We start from the raw sequence: 16,687 nt of genomic DNA, 5'->3' as shown, positions 1-16,687 counted from the left end.
AGTTGATTTCATATTACTACTATATAATGCTTTTTTATTTTAGCTTAGTATGAGTGTCCTTGTTCACGTCTTTCTTTTCCCACATGAAGAGAGTTCTGACGCCAACATCAAAAACCTTGGCTGCCTCGACATGGCTGTGCCCCTCTTTGATGTAATCTAATTCTCGATGTTTAAAATCTGTACTATATGCCATAGCTTTATTATAACATGCTTGTTTGAAACTAAGAAAATATCAAAACTCCATAATTGTTTTTCTAAAATACAGCTTTCAAATATCCTTAAATATAATAGACTTCCTGTGAAACAAAAATATGATACAATAAAATTATGAAGCAAGTAAACAACTAACTGATACACGATTTAAGCTCCTTGTTGCTGTTCAGCGCACGACTTTTGAAGAGATGTTAGCTGTATTGAAAACAGCTTATCAAGGTAAACACGCAAAAGGGGGACGAAAACCTAAACTAAGCCTAGAATACCTTCTTATGGCGACTTCAATATGTGCGAGAATATCGAACTTATGAACAAATTGCGGCTGATTTTGGTATCCACGAAAGCAACTTAACCCATCGGAGTCAATGGGTTGAAGTAACTCTTGTTCAAAGTGGTTTTACGATTTCAAGACCTCCTCTCAGTTCTGAGGACACGGTAATGATTGATGCGACGGAAGTAAAAATCCATCGCCTTAAAAAACAATTAGAGAATGATTCTGGTAAAAAGAAATGCCACGCTATGAAGGCTCAAGCGATTGTCACAAGTCAAGGGAGAATTATTTCTTTGGAGATCACTGTGAACTATTGTCATGATATGAAGTTGTTCAAAATGAGTCGCAGAAATATCGGACAAGCTGGTAAAATCTTGGCTGACAGTGCTTATCAAGGGCTCATGAAGATATATCCTCAAGCACAAATTCCACGTAAATCCAGCAAACTCAAGCCACTAACAGCTGAAGAGAAAGCCTGTAACCATGCGCTATCTAAGGAGAGAAGCAAGGTTGAGAACATCTTTGCCAAAGTAAAAACGTTTAAAATGTTTTCAACAACCTATCGAAATCATCGTAAACGCTTCGGATTACGAATGAATTTGATTGTTGGTATTATCAATCATGAACTAGGATTCTAGTTTTGCAGGAAGTCTAGTATAAAATACGGACTAATCAAGATAAAAGAATAGTGAATCATAAAAATCGATTTACTAGATACCATAGTATCTTATAGTTGCTAATAAGAAGTTAGTCTAGCAGAATGAACCTCTCATTTCTCCCCTACTAGTCCGTAATTCGTTGATACATTTCTGGTCTTCTATCTCGAAACAAGCCCCAGTTTAGGCGTTCACTTGCTCCCTTGTCTAGGTCATAAGTAGCTAACAGAACAGCTTCTTCTTGTCTTTCAGCTCGTTCTAGAATAGCTCCTGTTTCATCCGTCATAAAGGAGGAACCGTAGAAGTCAAGACTGGAACTCTGTCCGCCATTTTCCTCACTAGGCGTGACCTCTTCCAATCCATAACGATTGGCTGAGATGACTGGAACAATATTTGCTGCTGCGTGTCCTTGCATGGTACGTTGCCAATGACCAAAACTATCCGTATCTAAAATTGGCTCTGAACCAATGGCTGTAGGATAAAAGAGCAATTCAGCACCATTTAACGCAAGACAGCGGGCTGTTTCAGGGAACCATTGATCCCAACAGATACCGATCCCGATCTTGGCATAGAGAGTATCCCAGACCTTGAAACCTGTGTTGCCAGGTGTGAAATAAAATTTTTCTTGATAATAATGGTCATCTGGTATGTGGGTCTTTCGATAAACACCCAGCACCTCACCATCTGCATCAATGACGGCAATAGAGTTATACAAGACATTACCATCTTTTTCATAGAAACTGATTGGTAAAACGACCTTTAGCTCCTTGGCAATGGTTTTAAAATGCTGAATAGCTGTATTGTCTGTCACCGACTGGGCATGCTGGTAGTAGTCATACTGACGTTCCTGACAGAAATAGGGACGTTCAAACAACTCTGGTAAGAGAATGATTTGAGCGCCTTGTTCTGTAGCCTGACGTACTAAGCGCTCCGCTGTTTGAATATTTGTTGCCACATCCTTGGCGCATTGCATCTGAATGGTTGCAACTCTTACATTTCTCATCTTTTTCTCCTATTCTGGAATTTGTTGGGTGATACAGTGGATATTGCCACCACCTAAGAGAATATCTCTGGCTGGTATTCCGACAACTTTACGGTCTGGGAAACACTTGCTGAGGATATCTAAGGCCACTTGGTCGTTTACATCCTCAAACTGTGGAACCAAGACAGCCTTGTTGGCGATATAAAAGTTTACGTAGGAAGCTGCTAGTCGTTCACCTGCGTATCGCTCTTCTTCTCCTTCTTCATAGATGTAGCCTGGCAAATCTTCTTCTGTCACAACTTGTCGAACTGCAGGGATAGGCAATTTATGAATGGTGAAGTGACAACCTTTTGCATCTGTTTCCTGTTCTAAGAGTTCGAGATCTGCTTTTGACATGGCATACTGGGGATCATTTTCGTCATCTGTCCAAGCCAAAACAAGCTCAGCAGGACCAACAAAGGCAGCAACATTATCGACGTGTTCATTGGTTTCATCCTGATAAATACCATAAGGAAGCCAAATAACTTTTTCAGCACCAAGACTTTCTAATAATGTGTTTTCAATCTCCTCTTTAGTCAAGTTAGGATTGCGACCAGGACTAAGCAAGCAACTTTCAGTTACGAGAATAGTTCCTTGACCATCGCTATGGATTGCGCCTCCTTCCAGTACAAAAGGTTTAGCATCATAGACAGGCCTTTCCAAGGCCTCAGCAAAACGACTGGCTACTTGGTCATCCTCTTCATAATCTTGATAAAGACCATCATAGGTGCCTCCCCAAGCATTGAAGGCCCAATCCACGGCTAATTTCTTACCTTTATCATTGACGAGAATGGTTGGGCCAGTATCACGCGCCCAGGCATCATTGGTGGGAATGTCTAAATAAACAACCTTGTCTCCAAGATAGGATTGGGCTTCAGATAGATAGGCCTGCTCCACCAAAAGATAGACTCTTTCCCCTTCTGCTATGGTCTCGATGATCTGAGTAAATGCTCTTTTAGCAGCCTTTCCTTGAAAAGGCCATGATCCTGGTCGAGTCGGCCATATCATGAGGGTACCATGATGGGGTTCGTACTCTGCTGGCATGTGATAGCCTAATTTTTTTGGACTGTCCATCATGATAATCTCCCTTTAAAGTCTTGATAGCCAAAAGCTTTGAGTAAGCTACAGTCTCCCTGTTCGTCCATGAGATAGAGACTTGGCAATCCAATACCATTAAAGGTATTATTTTTGACAAAAGAATAAATGGCCATGTCTTGAAAATAAAGTCTGTCTCCGATTTGGACTGGATTTTCAAAACTATAATCACCAATCACATCGCCCGTCAGACAGGTATTAGAAGAAAGTCTGTAGGTATGGGCTTTTTCCTGTGCCTCAAAGCCATTTCTCAAAGGTGGACGATAGGGCATCTCAAGTACATCAGGCATATGGCAGGTCGCAGAGGCGTCTAAAACCAAGATTTCCATACCGTGTTCTACAATATCTAATACCTCAGTTGCTAAATAACCCGCATTAAGCGCAATGGCTTCACCAGGCTCGATATAGATTTCAAGATTGTAAGTTTTTCGGATACGCTTGATTTCTGAAATCAGCAAATCCACATCGTAACCTTCTCTTGTAATATGATGACCACCACCCATATTGAGCCATTTTACCTCATGTAAGTAGGGACCAAACTGTTCTTCTACTGCTTTCAAAGTTGTTTGTAAATCATCTGCTCCCTGCTCGCAAAGGGTATGAAAATGAAGTCCGTCAACCAAATCTAGCAAATCACTCGGAATCTTGTCTATAGTAACTCCAAAGCGAGAACCTGGTGCACAAGGGTCATAGAGCGCGTGATCTCCTTGAGTTGAACACTGAGGGTTGAGGCGCAAACCAACACTGACACCAGCCTCTCGACAACGAGCCCCATGCTTACGCAACTGTCTCTCTGAGTTAAAGACGATATGGTCTGTTATCCCAAGCAATTCCTCCAAGTCTGCATCCTTGAAAGCAGGCGCAAATACATGGACTTCACCAGGAAATTCTTCCCTTGCCAATTTGGCCTCATAGAGTCCACTAGCTGTCGTACCTGATAGATACTGGCTAATCAAGGGATAAGTTTTGTAGAGGGAATATGCCTTCTGGGCAAGCAAGACCTTGCAACCGGCCTCTTCTTGTACATATTGTAGAATGCGGCAATTAGCTTCTAACTTGGCCAAGTCAATAACATAGGCTGGTGTTGGTACTTGTTCTAACTTCATTAGTCCACCATTTGTGGATTTTCAACCACAACCCATGGCAAACCATACTCATTCAAAGCTTCCATGAATGGATCTGGATCTAACTCCTCAAGGTTATACACTCCAGCTTGTTTCCAAGTTCCGTTCATGACTAATTTTGTCCCAATCATGGCTGGAACTCCTGTCGTATAAGAAATAGCTTGCGAACCAACCTCTGCGTAACATTCCTGATGGTCGCAGACATTGTAGATATAGATAGTCTTTTTAACACCGTCTTTGACACCTGTAAAGATACATCCAATATTGGTTTTACCTACAGTACGTGGACCAAGGCTAGCAGGATCTGGAAGCAAGGCTTTCAAAAATTGAATTGGAACAATTTCTTGGCCGTTAAAGTTAATGGTATCCGTACGAAGGAGTCCAACATTTTCAAGACATTTCATGTGCGTCAAGTAAGATTGACCAAAAGTCATAAAGAAACGAATGCGTTTGACTCCAGGAATGTTCTTGGCCAGCGATTCGATTTCTTCATGGTGAAGGAGATACATATCTTTTTGTCCAACTTGAGGGAAATCATACTCACGCTTGATAGACATAGCTTCGACTTCGACCCATTTCCCATCTTCCCAGTAAGAACCTGGCGCAGAAACCTCACGGAGATTAATTTCTGGATTAAAGTTGGTTGCAAATGGATAACCGTGGTCACCGCCATTACAGTCTAAAATGTCGATATAATGGATTTCATCAAAATAGTGTTTGAGGGCATAAGCTGAAAAGACACTAGTTACACCTGGGTCAAAACCAGAACCAAGAAGAGCAGTCAAGCCTGCTTCTTTGAATTTCTCTTGATAAGCCCACTGCCATGAGTAGTCAAAGTAGGCTGTAAAACCAAGTTCCTTACAACGTTTTTCGTAGATAGCACGCCACTCAGGGTCTTCTGTGTCTTCTGCTTCGTAGTTGGCTGTATCGATATAGTGAACACCTGTTGCCAAACAAGCATCCATAATGGTTAAATCTTGATAAGGCAGAGCTACATTCAAAACAGCTTCTGGTTTGTAGCTTTCAATCAGGGCAATCACTTCTTCAACCTTGTCAGCATCAAGTGCTGCAGTTTCAATTTTAGTACTTGTTTTGCCTTCTAGCTTCGCTTTCAAGTCATCGCATTTTGACTTGGTACGGCTAGCAATCATAATCTCTGTAAATGTTTCGCTATCTTGACAAATCTTTGAAATAGCAACTTGGGCAACGCCCCCACAACCAATAACTAGTAAACGACTCATTTTTTTCCTTCCTCTTCTTCTAAAATGTCCTCAACATACTTGGGCAACATAAAGGATCCCACGTGTAAGTTTGCAGTGTAGTATTCTGTGAAAAGCTGGCGTTTTTTCCAACCTTCCCTGTCAAAATCTTTGACAGGGTGGTATTTTTTCGATGCAAATCCAAACAACCAATAGCCAGCTGGGCTAGTTGGAATATGGGCCTGATAAACCCGACTGATTGGAAAGGCTTGATTGACCTTGCGGTGCATGCTTCGGCAGGCCGACTCATCCTCGTCAAAGAAGGGACTCCCATGCTGGTAAATCATGATGCCGTCTTCCTTCAGAGCTCGATAACTATTGCCGTAGAATTCTTTGGTAAAGAGTCCTTCCGTATGGCCAAATGGATCTGTCGCATCGTTGATGATAATATCGTAATCATCTTCGCAGTTTCGCAAAAAGCGTAGCCCATTTTGGTAGTAAATGGTAACACGAGGATCATCTAGCCCTGCAGCAAAGTCTGGGAAATACTCACGACAGACCTCGACCAACATCTCATCCGGTTCCACGATATCGATTTGTTCCAGTTCAGGATAGAGTGTTAATACTTGGGCAACACCGCCGTCACCACCCCCAATAACCAATACTTTCTTTGGATTTGGGTGGACAGCCATGGGAACGTGAACGGTCATTTCATTGTAGACGAAATCATCCGCATCTGAGAACAAGACATGGCCATTTAAAATCAGTATTTTCCCAAAAGCTGGCGTATCCAAGACTTCGATATCCTGCCATTCACTTTTTCCAGCGTAAAGTTGCTTGGCTGTTCTCAGAGACAATTTGACATCTGGAGTATGAACTTCAGAAAACCATAAATCCATCTATTTCTCCTTTCTCTTAATGACGTTGATGTGATTGACCTCTGGATCTTCCGTCCCTTGGAGGGAGCAACCACGTTCCTTGGCAAATTGGATATAGTCGACAATTTCTCGTGTAATGCGTTCGCCAGGAGCCAAGATAGGAATCCCTGGAGGATAGCACATGACAAATTCTCCACAGATCTGTCCAACAGATTCATCCAAGGTCAAACTTTTTCTCTCTGAATAGAAGGCTTCCTGAGGAGATAACACCAACTCGGGCTGGATATATTCTCCAGCTATCAAGTCCTTCCCATCTCGTGAGTATAGTCTCTTGATGTCAGCCAAAGCACCGACCAAGCGCTCGATGTCTTGGATGCGGTCACCAATCGAAATATAGGCCAAGATATTGCCAATATCACCAAACTCAATCTGAATATCATATTCGTCTCGTAGGAGGTCGTAAACCTCAATACCTGTTAAGCCAATACCCTGAGTGTAAACTGACAACTTGGTTACATCAAAATCACAGACCGACACACCATCTATTAACTCTTTTGAGTAGGCATAGTAGCCACCGATGGCATTGATTTCACGGCGAGCATACTCAGACAGTTCAATGACCTTCTCAAACGACTCTTTACCACGAAGGGCCAAGTTGCGACGTGAAATATCCAAACTAGCCATCAACAAGTAAGAGGCGGATGTTGACTGAGTAAGATTGATGATCTGACGGACATATTCAGGATTCATCTGCTCCCCGATTAAAAGAAGCGAACTTTGGGTCAAACTCCCACCAGACTTATGCATGGAGACTGCTGCCATATCAGCTCCTGCATCCATAGCAGAAATTGGAAGTTTATCAGTGAAATGCAAATGCGCTCCGTGGGCCTCATCTACCAAAACCATCATACCAGCTTCATGAGCCATTTTTGTCAACCCCTTTAGGTCTGAACAGATTCCATAGTAAGTAGGATTGTTAATCAAAATGGCCTTGGCATCTGGATGGTCCTTTATGGCTTTGGCTACTCGGTCATTTTCAAGACCTAAAGCGATACCAATCTTAGTATCTACACTCATCTCGATATAGATGGGAATAGCACCACACAGAACCAGCGCATTAATAGCAGATTTGTGGACATTACGTGGCAGAATAATCTTATCTCCTGCCTTGCAGGTTGACAGAATCATAGTCTGCACCGATGAAGTTGTTCCTCCAATCATGAGAAAGGCATGGCTAGCTCCAAAAGCATCTGCCCCCAGCTCCTCCGCGTCTCGAATAATCGAAATAGGATGCCCTAAATTATCCAAGGGTTTCATCGAATTGACATCAATGCCAACACATTTTTCACCTAACAGTTCGACAAGTTCTGGATTTCCCCGTCCACGCTTGTGACCTGGAACATCAAAGGGAACAATCCGTTTCTTGCGTAACTTCACCAAGGCCTCATAAATTGGGGCTTGGGTTTGATCTAACTTCTTCAAGACTTACTCCTTTACCGTATTTTTAGTGCCTCAAGAAGATAAAGGCGACTAAAGGTTGACTCATGAAAAAAGAGCAGGATTTCACCTGCTCTGCAATCTTCTGACGTGTTTATTTTGGTTTCTGTTGAGTATGTCTGTTCCTGATGTTTCCTAACTCTCTAGTAGCAAATATTACGTACTTTATTGATCGTTTCACAAGATGACGTGTGCTTTCACCACACTAAAAATTTATGAATTAGGACAAACGTCCTAACATCAACTTATAAAAGTAGGCTTTTAACCCTATCAATAATGTGGCTTTTCAACCACGCTTCGGCATTCAACCCTGCCTGTCCGTAGGCATTTTTTACTTGGGTTTATATTTGCTAGAAAACATCATCTCATTTTCTAAGCTTTATTACTATATCATGTTTTTAAGAACTTGTAAAGCGGTTTACGAAAAAAATATAAAAAGTTCGCAAAATATTTGGATTTTATTTGATTTAATACTCATTATTCTCTTGTAAACGATTATAAAGTGAACAAAATGTTTATCCTATTTAATTTAAAATTTTTATGCTATTCTATACTCTTTACCTTCGGTGTTTGATCTATCAGAGAAGATGTCGATATTTTTATATCATTAAAATCGTGCAACTTTTTTCAGATACTTTTAAAAGATTGATTTCATTACCTCTTTCCTTTATACTGGATAAAAAGGAGAATAGTATGTCAGAAACAAATCACGAAATCGATTCAAATTTTGCAGGTCGTTTAAATATCCTGCGTGCGGGTGTTCTTGGTGCCAATGATGGGATTATTTCCATTGCTGGTGTGGTTATCGGAGTTGCTAGTGCCACGACCAATATCTGGATTATCTTTTTATCAGGATTTGCAGCTATCTTAGCTGGTGCCTTTTCAATGGCTGGTGGAGCATATGTATCCGTTTCAACTCAAAAAGATACTGAGGAAGCAGCCGTTGCGCGTGAGCAGCTCTTGCTAGACCAAGATATGGAACTAGCCAAAAAGTCCCTCTATGCTGCCTATATCCAAAATGGAGAATGCGAAACCTCTGCTCAACTTTTGACTAACAAAGCCTTTTTAAATAATCCACTCAAGGCTTTGGTAGAGGAAAAATACGGTATTGAGTATGAAGAGTTTACCAATCCTTGGCATGCTGCCATCTCTAGCTTTATTTCTTTTTTCCTTGGAAGTTTGCCTCCAATGCTCTCAGTGACCATTTTCCCAAGTGAATACCGCATCCCTGTTACTGTCCTTATCGTCGGTGTGGCCCTTCTTCTCACTGGTTATACTAGTGCCAAACTTGGAAAAGCCCCAACCAAAACAGCTATGATTCGGAACCTTGCTATTGGTCTCTTAACTATGGGCGTTACCTTCTTACTCGGACAACTTTTCAGTATTTAATACTCTTCGAAAATCTCTTCAAACCACGTCAGCTTCGCCTTGCCGTATATATGNNAACCTGCGGCTAGCTTCCTAGTTTGCTTTTTGATTTTCATTGAGTATAAAATACAAGAAATACCTCGATTTTGAAGTCGAGGTATCTTTTTTTACATTTGCACAATCTTGCGATAGCTTCTTGAAGTAATCATGAAAATCAACACATAGGCGATGAGGAAGATAGCGCAGATAGACAAGGTCACAATCAACATCATAGTCGTATCTATTACACCAATCACTTTTAAAATCAGACTAAGCATATGGTAGGCAAAGGCTAGATGTATGAAGGCAAAAAGCAAAGGAAGGAAGAAAACAGTTAAAACCTGTTTGTTGATGGTTTGCTTGATTTGCTTTTGATCTAAACCAACTTTCTGCAAGATAATAAAGCGTTCACGGTCTTCGTAGCCTTCAGAAATTTGTTTGTAGTAGATGACCAGAACAGTTCCGACCATAAAGATAATGGATAGGAAAATACCAATAAAGAAGACACCGCCAAAGAGGGCACTCATCTGAGCACTAGCATCTGCTAGAGTGCTACCATAAACATAGCTACCTTCCGTGTTTAATTGAGCATTAAATTGATCGAGGTATTTTTCATATTCTTCAGCGACTTTGAGTTGCTCTTCTTCACTGATACTTACATTCATACCGCCGTAAAACTGATTATAGATAGCCGAATCTGGGAATTGGTCCAAAAAGGCTTGTAAATTAGGTACAACAAGATAATTGTAATCAGCAGTCAAAATATTAAACTGATTTGGGACATGGTTGACAATAAAATCTTTATTAAATTCTTCTTTTACAGAAAATTGATGATCATTCAGAGTTAGAGTTTTCTGTTCTTTAACTCCCTCATTCTTTGCAAAGAGTCCGACCTCATTTCCTGATAGAGACAGTTTTTGACCAGTCATATTTTCATAATCTTTTTGGTCAAATACCATGAAAACTGTTGTGGGTTGGACACGATTTTGTCCTTTTTCAAAAAGTGTTAACTTATTTCCTTCTTGGTTTGCAACACCAAAGTAAGTATAACGAATCACTTCTTTCTCTTTAATCTTATAACCTTTGTCACTTGCAAACTGGCTCAAGAGTTTGTCTAAATCTTCTTTTTCAACATTTTGTCCTGAAACCCCAAAATCATGAGGATTTAGAACTTTTTTAAAGGATTCTGCGGAATTGAAAATGCTTGTCGCTGCTGACATGGTTACCAAAACCATTGTTGACAAGATAGCGATGGTTGCTAGTCCAACCGCATTTTTCTTCATACGGAAAATCAAGTTGGAAACAGAGATGAGGTTATTAGGTTGGTAATAGTATTTCTTATTTTTCTTTAAGATTTGTAGGAAGACTGTAATCCCTGCATTAAACAATAGATAAGTACCAAAAATAACCAGCAAAACAGCTAGGAAGAAAGTTGTTAGGGCTGTAAGAGGATCGGTTACCGTAAGGGCAAGATAATAGCCAATCCCTAAACTAATCGAACCAAGAATCGTTTGGAGAGGTAGGAAACGACCTCTTTTCTCTCCGCTTGCTTTCTCACGCGAGAGCTGGAGGGCATTCATACGGGCGATTCGAAGGGCATTCAGGAACATGAGCCCTAGGAAAATCAATCCAAAGACAACAAGTACTGCAATGACAACATTCATTTGGAAGGTAGCGACCAGCTCAACCTTCAATTTCATCAGTTTGAGCAAGAAAGCGAAAATTAACTTGTCAAACAAGGCTCCAATACCGATACCCGCTCCAACAGTTAGAATCCCAAATACCACTAACTCCTTAAAGGTCATACTGATCAGGTGACGCTTCTCCAAGCCCAACATGCCATAAATTCCTAGTTCCTTGGAACGGTTCTTCATGACAAAACTATTGGCATAAAGGACGATAATGGCTGACGCAAGGGTGACGACAAACATACCAAATCCAAGTGTTGCTTGAATGGTGGTTCCTCCACGGATTTCCGCAATCTTTGGATTGAAGGTTAGGGAGTAAAAGAGATAGGTGATGGTGACTGCCAAGAGAACAGCCAGTGCAAAGGGATAGTAGAGTTTGCGGTTTTTAATCAGGTTCGATACCGCTAACTTATTGGTTAATCGAAACATACTAATTCACCTCGCTTGCCATGACAGTCAAGGTATCAGAGATTTCTTGGAACATCTGACGCTCTGTCTTTTCTCCACGGTAGATTTGATTGTAAAGAATGCCGTCTTTGATAAAGAGTACGCGCTTGGCTCTGCTTGCTGCTGCTGTGGAGTGGGTTACCATGAGAATGGTTTGGCCGCGCTCATTGATTTCATCAAAGACATCAAGTAAGGCTGCAGATGATTTGGAGTCAAGGGCTCCTGTTGGCTCATCCGCAAGGAGAATTTCAGGTTCTGTGATGATGGCGCGGGCTACTGCTACACGCTGTTTCTGACCACCAGAAATCTCGTAAGGGTACTTCTCTTGCAATTGGTTGATACCTAGATTCTCAGCTGTCACCACCAATTTCTTCATCATCTCTGTAATAGGTCTTCTTGACAAGACAAGCGGAAGCAAGATATTGTCCTTTACAGATAGAGTATCTAGCAAGTTAAAGTCTTGGAAGACAAAGCCCAACTTTTCACGACGGAAGCTAGAGGCCTGTGAATTTTTAATGGTTGCGGTGTCAGTTCCATTCAAGTAAACCTGACCACGACTTGGTTTATCCAGCATAGCTAGAATATTGAGAAGAGTTGATTTACCAGAACCAGACTCACCCATGATGGCAACGTAGTCACCCTTTTCGACGGTAAAGTGAATATCCTTGAGGGCTTCTACTTGGTTGCCCTGAAAACGTGTTTTATAAATTTTTTGAACGTGTTTTACATCTAAAAGTGTCATGAGAATCTCCTTTCTTAATATCCCATCAAATGAAATGTTGCTTGCATCATAGCGCATCCCAGTTGAACACGCTCGATTTCTTTGTGGCTTGGTTGTTTTGAAAATTTTTCTTGAAATAATTTTTTCATGTTCTTACTCCTTTGTTCTTTATGAGTCTAGTTTACATCAAAAAAAGACCGCTTGCCATAACCTAACCTTACAAAAGAGACTTTAATCTTACATTTTTGTAAGATTGGGGGAAATGTAGGCAAAATTACTTAGAAAATGATTTGACTTCCTATTTTAAAAATTGTAAAATATAAGTGTGAAAAGGCTTACTTTGGAAAGGAGGAAGCAGAAACTATCATTTGAGTAAGCTTACCTAGATGACACACCATTAAATTGAACACTTGCAAGTCGTTCAACCTATAAGGAAAGAAGGTGCGCTTTAATGAAACACAAAGAACATATGCTCATCGGACTTCTCTATCTCCTCTCTCCATTCATCGGTCAGCTCTTAGTTGAAAAGACATACTTTATCGGTACAAGAATTACAGCTACTGCTTATGCTATTTGCTGGCTATCAGTTGTTATCAGTATCCATCATTTATCAAAAAATGTATTGTCTCAGCATGAAAAATCAGATTAGAAATCTAAGTTCAAAATAATATTTTTAGTTTACAGATGAGACTGGCGAAATATTATTAAAAGTAAAAAAGCTTTAAATCAAGCAGTTTAGACTATTGATTTAAAGCTTTTTGCGTATTCCAAATCTTTTGTAAAACCTCACCAAAACCAGCCTTCATTATCGTCAATGGCTTGAGCTTCTTTGCGTTTACGTGGGCCTGTTCCGTACATTTCTGCTTCGATTTCTTCCTTGGTTGGCATGATAGAAGCTAGGATGATATAGATAATCACCCCAAGTCCAAAGTTTGCGACTGTAAAAATGGCAAACATAAAACGTACAAGGGTAACATCAAAGTTCCACTTGTCTGACAGACCTGCTAAAACTCCTGAAATCATGCGATTTCGTCTCATTTTATAAAACTTACTGTTCATGATATTTCCTCTTTCTGCTAGGTTAGACATAGTATATCACGGGTAGGCTCGGCTTTCATCAGTCCTCAGGCTGATTTACTAGTAGCAACTTTCCTCGACAAACTCCACAGCGATAGCGTTTAGTATCAATACTTCGTTTGCGCTGATAACTTTGCTGGCAGGATTGGCAACGATAGATCCTGATAGGCTTGGAGTTGCTATTTGGCAAGGTTGGTACAAAGCGTAATCCATCCACTGCTTTCAAAAGTTCCTTAAAATCCCGATCCTTGTGTTGATAGCCCTTCCCTTGAAAATAGAGGTGATAATGACAGAGTTCATGTCGGACAATTTTCCTAAAAACATCCAGACCCAGTTCCTGATAAACCTTTGGGTTGAAATCCAAACGCCCATCTTTTGGGAAAAATCGCCCACCTGTCGAACGTAGACGAGAATTCCACTGGACTTGATGGATAAAAGGTCTGCCGAAGTCTTCTAGCGAAACCTGCTTGACATAATCAGTCAGTTTCATTTGGAGCGAGGAGCGACAGATTAACTTTTTCACGTTCAGTATCAATTTTCTTGACCCAAACGGTCACCAAATCTCCAACTGACACCACTTGACTAGGGTGTTTGATAAACTTGCGACTCATATGAGAAATATGAATCAAGCCGTCCTCGTGAATCCCGATATCAACGAAGGCACCGAAGTCAACAACGTTACGCACAACACCTTCTAGCTTCTGACCTACCACTAGGTCTTTGATATCTAGGACATCTTGGCGAAGCACAGGTGCGTCAAAGGAATCACGGAAATCTCGACCTGGTTTGAGAAGATCTGCAATGATATCTTTAAGGGTTTCTGGACCGAGGTCTAGCTCTTGAGCCATTTCCTTGACTGAAAGGGACTTGAGTTTGCTTTGGGCTTCTTCGTTTAGGTCTTTAATATCTAAACGTTTGAAGAGTTCCTTAACTGCAGTGTAATTCTCTGGGTGAACTCCTGTATTATCAAGGATATTGCTACTTTCAGGGATACGAAGGAAACCAGCAGCCTGCTCAAAGGCCTTGGCTCCCAGACGAGGAACTTTCTTGATTTGGGCGCGTGAAGTGATTTTTCCTTCTTCCTCGCGGTATTTGACAATATTTTCAGAGATAGTTTTGTTGAGTCCAGCTACGTGTGAAAGAAGAGCTGGGCTAGCTGTATTGACATTGACACCAACTTGGTTAACCACTGTATCGACAACAAAGTCCAGACTCTCAGATAGTTTCTTCTGACTGACATCGTGTTGGTATTGACCGACACCAATTGACTTAGGATCGATTTTGACCAATTCCGCAAGAGGATCTTGCAAACGACGGGCGATAGAAATGGCAGAGCGTTTTTCAACGGTCAAGTCTGGAAACTCCTGACGAGCAAGTTCGCTGGCAGAATAGACAGAAGCACCACTTTCATTAACGATAACATAGCTGACTTCAGGGAAATCTTTCAGAACTTCCGCTACAAAAGCTTCACTTTCACGACTGGCCGTTCCATTTCCAATGGCAATAATCTCTACACCGTATTGACCAATTAAATCTGCTAAATCTTTCTTGGCTTCTTCGATTTGACGAGCTGATGCTGGTTTAACAGGATAAATAACCTGAGTTGTCAGCATTTTTCCTGTTGCATCCACGACAGCTAACTTGGCACCTGTACGAAAGGCTGGGTCAAATCCAAGAACCACGCGCCCTTTCAGTGGAGCAACCAAGAGGAGATTGCGCAGATTGTCAGAAAAAAGTTGGATAGCTCCTTCTTCAGCTTTCTCAGTTAATTCTGTCCGAATACGACGCTCGATAGCAGGCAAGACCTTTTTCTTAACGGATTGCTGAACAACTTCATCAATATAAGCATTTTTCACCTTGAAACGAGTAGCAAAGAAGGCAAGAATACGGTCCGTCGCATGTTCAAAACCGATCTTCAAGACACCAAGTTTCTCCCCACGATTGAGAGCCAAGGTACGATAGCCTTGCATAGTTCCAACTGTCTCTGAAAAATCATAATAAATCTGAAAAACCTGCTTTTCATCAAGACTTTCATCCTTGGCTTGAGAAGTAAGTTTAGAGTGTCTCAGCACTTCCTGATAAGTCATAGAACGCAAGGTCACATCTTCCGATAAGGCTTCGACCAAAATATCAACTGCACCGGTCAAGGCTTCCTTGCCAGTCGCAAATCCTTCACAGACGAACTTTTCAGCTTCTTTCTCTAAGTCAACTATATTCTGCAAAATCAAGCGAGCAAGAGGAAAGAGTCCAGCTTCACGGGCAATGGTTGCCTTGGTACGACGCTTTTCCTTATAAGGAAGATAGAGTTCTTCAACGTCTGCTAATTTTTCGGCAACTAAGATAGCTTCTTCCAATTCCTTGGTCAACTTACCTTGTTCTTGAATCTTAGCTAAGACAGCTTCCTTACGGTCATTGAGATTTGTCAGACTTTTATCCAAATCAATAATAGCCTTAATCGCCACCTCATCCAGACTACCAGTCATGTCCTTGCGATAACGCGCGATAAAGGGAATAGTCGCCCCTTCAGCTGTCAAACTTAGAACGGTATCAATTTGCTTTAACGTCACTCCCAAATCCTGAGAGATTTTTTCATATTTTTTATCCATAAATCTATTATACCACAAGCTAAACGTTTCAAATTAACTCGTAGAACATTTAAAAAATATGTAGGAAATAGATTTATATGCTACAGCGCAATAACTTGCACTTAAAGAGCATTGCCACCTTTTTTTAACCAAGCCATGATATCAAAAGTATTTAATGGATCAGACATAATAGCCAGTTCTGGAAGATGTTCCTGATCTGGAATAACACATTGACTTTTCAAATTTTTATATGGACGATTGACTAAAATTAATTTATTAGAATAAGGAAGATTATCCATCTTATTTAAAATTTCTTCACTAGCTGAATCTTTATTATCAAATTTAAAATATAGATTATCCCAATTTATGCGTTTTTTCTTTTTTCCCACTTAGTCCGTGCTTCTTCAATACTAGAATAATGTAGAAAATGAATATCTATATCCCCTAAGTGCCCCAAAGGATAAACTTCATGGGTCCAGCTCGGTGAAACAAGTTCCTCTTCGAAAACAAGTTCTTGTTCCATATAGTACCGAAAATCCTTTGTAAGTTTATAATAATCATCAGGAAGAATAAATAAACCAACAAAAGGTGTTCTATATTGGCTTTACAATAATAACTTCTATATCTTTAAATGTTTGTCTATCAACTATTAATAAAGACTCTAATAAACTATTTTTATCTCCTTGATGTAATAAAATAACACTGATTAAGCAAGTCAATTTTACTACCTCCTATAATTTTCTGATAATGATTTTCTTCTTATTTCAATTATATAATCATTTAGTTTTAAAAAAGCGTTCCAAACATT

The 16,687-nt window shown here is 40.5% G+C and carries 13 protein-coding genes and 3 pseudogenes; 3 read left to right on the top strand and 13 right to left on the bottom strand.

The genetic code is table 11. From position 1 onward, the window contains the following. Window positions 1–53 precede the first annotated feature (53 nt). Window positions 54–193, bottom strand: a pseudogene (locus HT691_RS01770) (IS630 transposase-related protein); the annotation flags it as partial. 130 nt (window positions 194–323) lie between these two features. Here HT691_RS01770 and HT691_RS01765 point away from each other — a divergent pair. Beyond that, window positions 324–1,122 (top strand): annotated as a pseudogene (locus HT691_RS01765) (IS5 family transposase); the annotation flags it as partial. A 145-nt stretch (window positions 1,123–1,267) separates the two neighbouring features. On the opposite strand, the gene aguB reads toward HT691_RS01765, so the two are convergent. From aguB to HT691_RS01735, 6 genes are read right to left on the bottom strand one after another with little or no spacing between them, the layout of a single operon-like run. Then, window positions 1,268–2,143: an N-carbamoylputrescine amidase gene (aguB, locus tag HT691_RS01760; RefSeq protein ID WP_138706280.1), complete on the bottom strand. Its 876-nt coding sequence runs from the start codon at window positions 2,141–2,143 to the stop codon at window positions 1,268–1,270. 9 nt (window positions 2,144–2,152) lie between these two features. Then, window positions 2,153–3,238: an agmatine deiminase gene (aguA, locus tag HT691_RS01755; RefSeq protein WP_050085769.1), complete on the bottom strand. Its 1,086-nt coding sequence runs from the start codon at window positions 3,236–3,238 to the stop codon at window positions 2,153–2,155. Beyond that, complete coding sequence (nspC, locus tag HT691_RS01750) at window positions 3,235–4,362, bottom strand: carboxynorspermidine decarboxylase (RefSeq protein WP_172923282.1); 1,128 nt, start codon at window positions 4,360–4,362, stop codon at window positions 3,235–3,237. The genes aguA and nspC overlap by 4 nt, the downstream gene beginning before the upstream one ends. Next, the gene (locus tag HT691_RS01745; RefSeq protein ID WP_000088777.1) at window positions 4,362–5,621 is read right to left on the bottom strand and encodes a saccharopine dehydrogenase family protein; all 1,260 of its coding nucleotides are present in this window, start codon (window positions 5,619–5,621) and stop codon (window positions 4,362–4,364) included. The genes nspC and HT691_RS01745 overlap by 1 nt, the downstream gene beginning before the upstream one ends. Further along, a complete protein-coding gene (gene speE / locus HT691_RS01740) occupies window positions 5,618–6,478 on the bottom strand; it encodes a polyamine aminopropyltransferase (protein WP_033705392.1) in 861 nt (286 codons plus the stop codon). Before speE ends, HT691_RS01745 begins: the two co-directional genes overlap by 4 nt. Next, a complete protein-coding gene (locus tag HT691_RS01735; RefSeq protein ID WP_023934025.1) occupies window positions 6,479–7,939 on the bottom strand; it encodes an aminotransferase class I/II-fold pyridoxal phosphate-dependent enzyme in 1,461 nt (486 codons plus the stop codon). 708 nt (window positions 7,940–8,647) lie between these two features. Here HT691_RS01735 and HT691_RS01730 point away from each other — a divergent pair. Continuing rightward, window positions 8,648–9,343: a VIT family protein gene (locus HT691_RS01730; protein WP_023934023.1), complete on the top strand. Its 696-nt coding sequence runs from the start codon at window positions 8,648–8,650 to the stop codon at window positions 9,341–9,343. A gap of 146 nt (window positions 9,344–9,489) precedes the next feature. Here HT691_RS01730 and HT691_RS01725 read toward each other — a convergent pair whose 3' ends face one another. After that, a complete protein-coding gene (locus tag HT691_RS01725) occupies window positions 9,490–11,478 on the bottom strand; it encodes an ABC transporter permease (protein WP_023934021.1) in 1,989 nt (662 codons plus the stop codon). Window position 11,479: 1 nt separating this feature from the next. Further along, on the bottom strand, window positions 11,480–12,238 hold the full coding sequence (locus HT691_RS01720) for an ABC transporter ATP-binding protein (protein ID WP_000173358.1): 759 nt from the start codon (window positions 12,236–12,238) through the stop codon (window positions 11,480–11,482). Between the two features lie 430 nt (window positions 12,239–12,668). On the opposite strand from HT691_RS01720, the gene HT691_RS01715 reads away from it, so the two are divergent. Beyond that, a complete protein-coding gene (locus HT691_RS01715) occupies window positions 12,669–12,866 on the top strand; it encodes a hypothetical protein (protein ID WP_023934014.1) in 198 nt (65 codons plus the stop codon). A gap of 137 nt (window positions 12,867–13,003) precedes the next feature. On the opposite strand, the gene HT691_RS01710 is transcribed toward HT691_RS01715, so the two are convergent. From HT691_RS01710 to HT691_RS01695, 4 genes and pseudogenes are all read right to left on the bottom strand, one after another. Then, complete coding sequence (locus tag HT691_RS01710) at window positions 13,004–13,276, bottom strand: PspC domain-containing protein (protein WP_023934012.1); 273 nt, start codon at window positions 13,274–13,276, stop codon at window positions 13,004–13,006. A gap of 58 nt (window positions 13,277–13,334) precedes the next feature. After that, entirely contained in the window at window positions 13,335–13,784 is a 450-nt protein-coding gene (locus HT691_RS01705; protein ID WP_023934011.1) for a SprT family protein, read from the bottom strand. Then, entirely contained in the window at window positions 13,771–15,900 is a 2,130-nt protein-coding gene (locus HT691_RS01700) for a Tex family protein (RefSeq protein WP_000359137.1), read from the bottom strand. Before HT691_RS01700 ends, HT691_RS01705 begins: the two co-directional genes overlap by 14 nt. Window positions 15,901–16,001: 101 nt before the next feature. After that, window positions 16,002–16,480, bottom strand: a pseudogene (locus HT691_RS01695) (DUF1919 domain-containing protein); the annotation flags it as partial. Window positions 16,481–16,687: the final 207 nt, after the last annotated feature.

It is taken from the genome of Streptococcus sp. 477 (assembly GCF_013277295.1).
Lineage (GTDB): Bacteria > Bacillota > Bacilli > Lactobacillales > Streptococcaceae > Streptococcus > Streptococcus pseudopneumoniae.
This window is presented reverse-complemented; position numbering and strand designations above follow the sequence as displayed.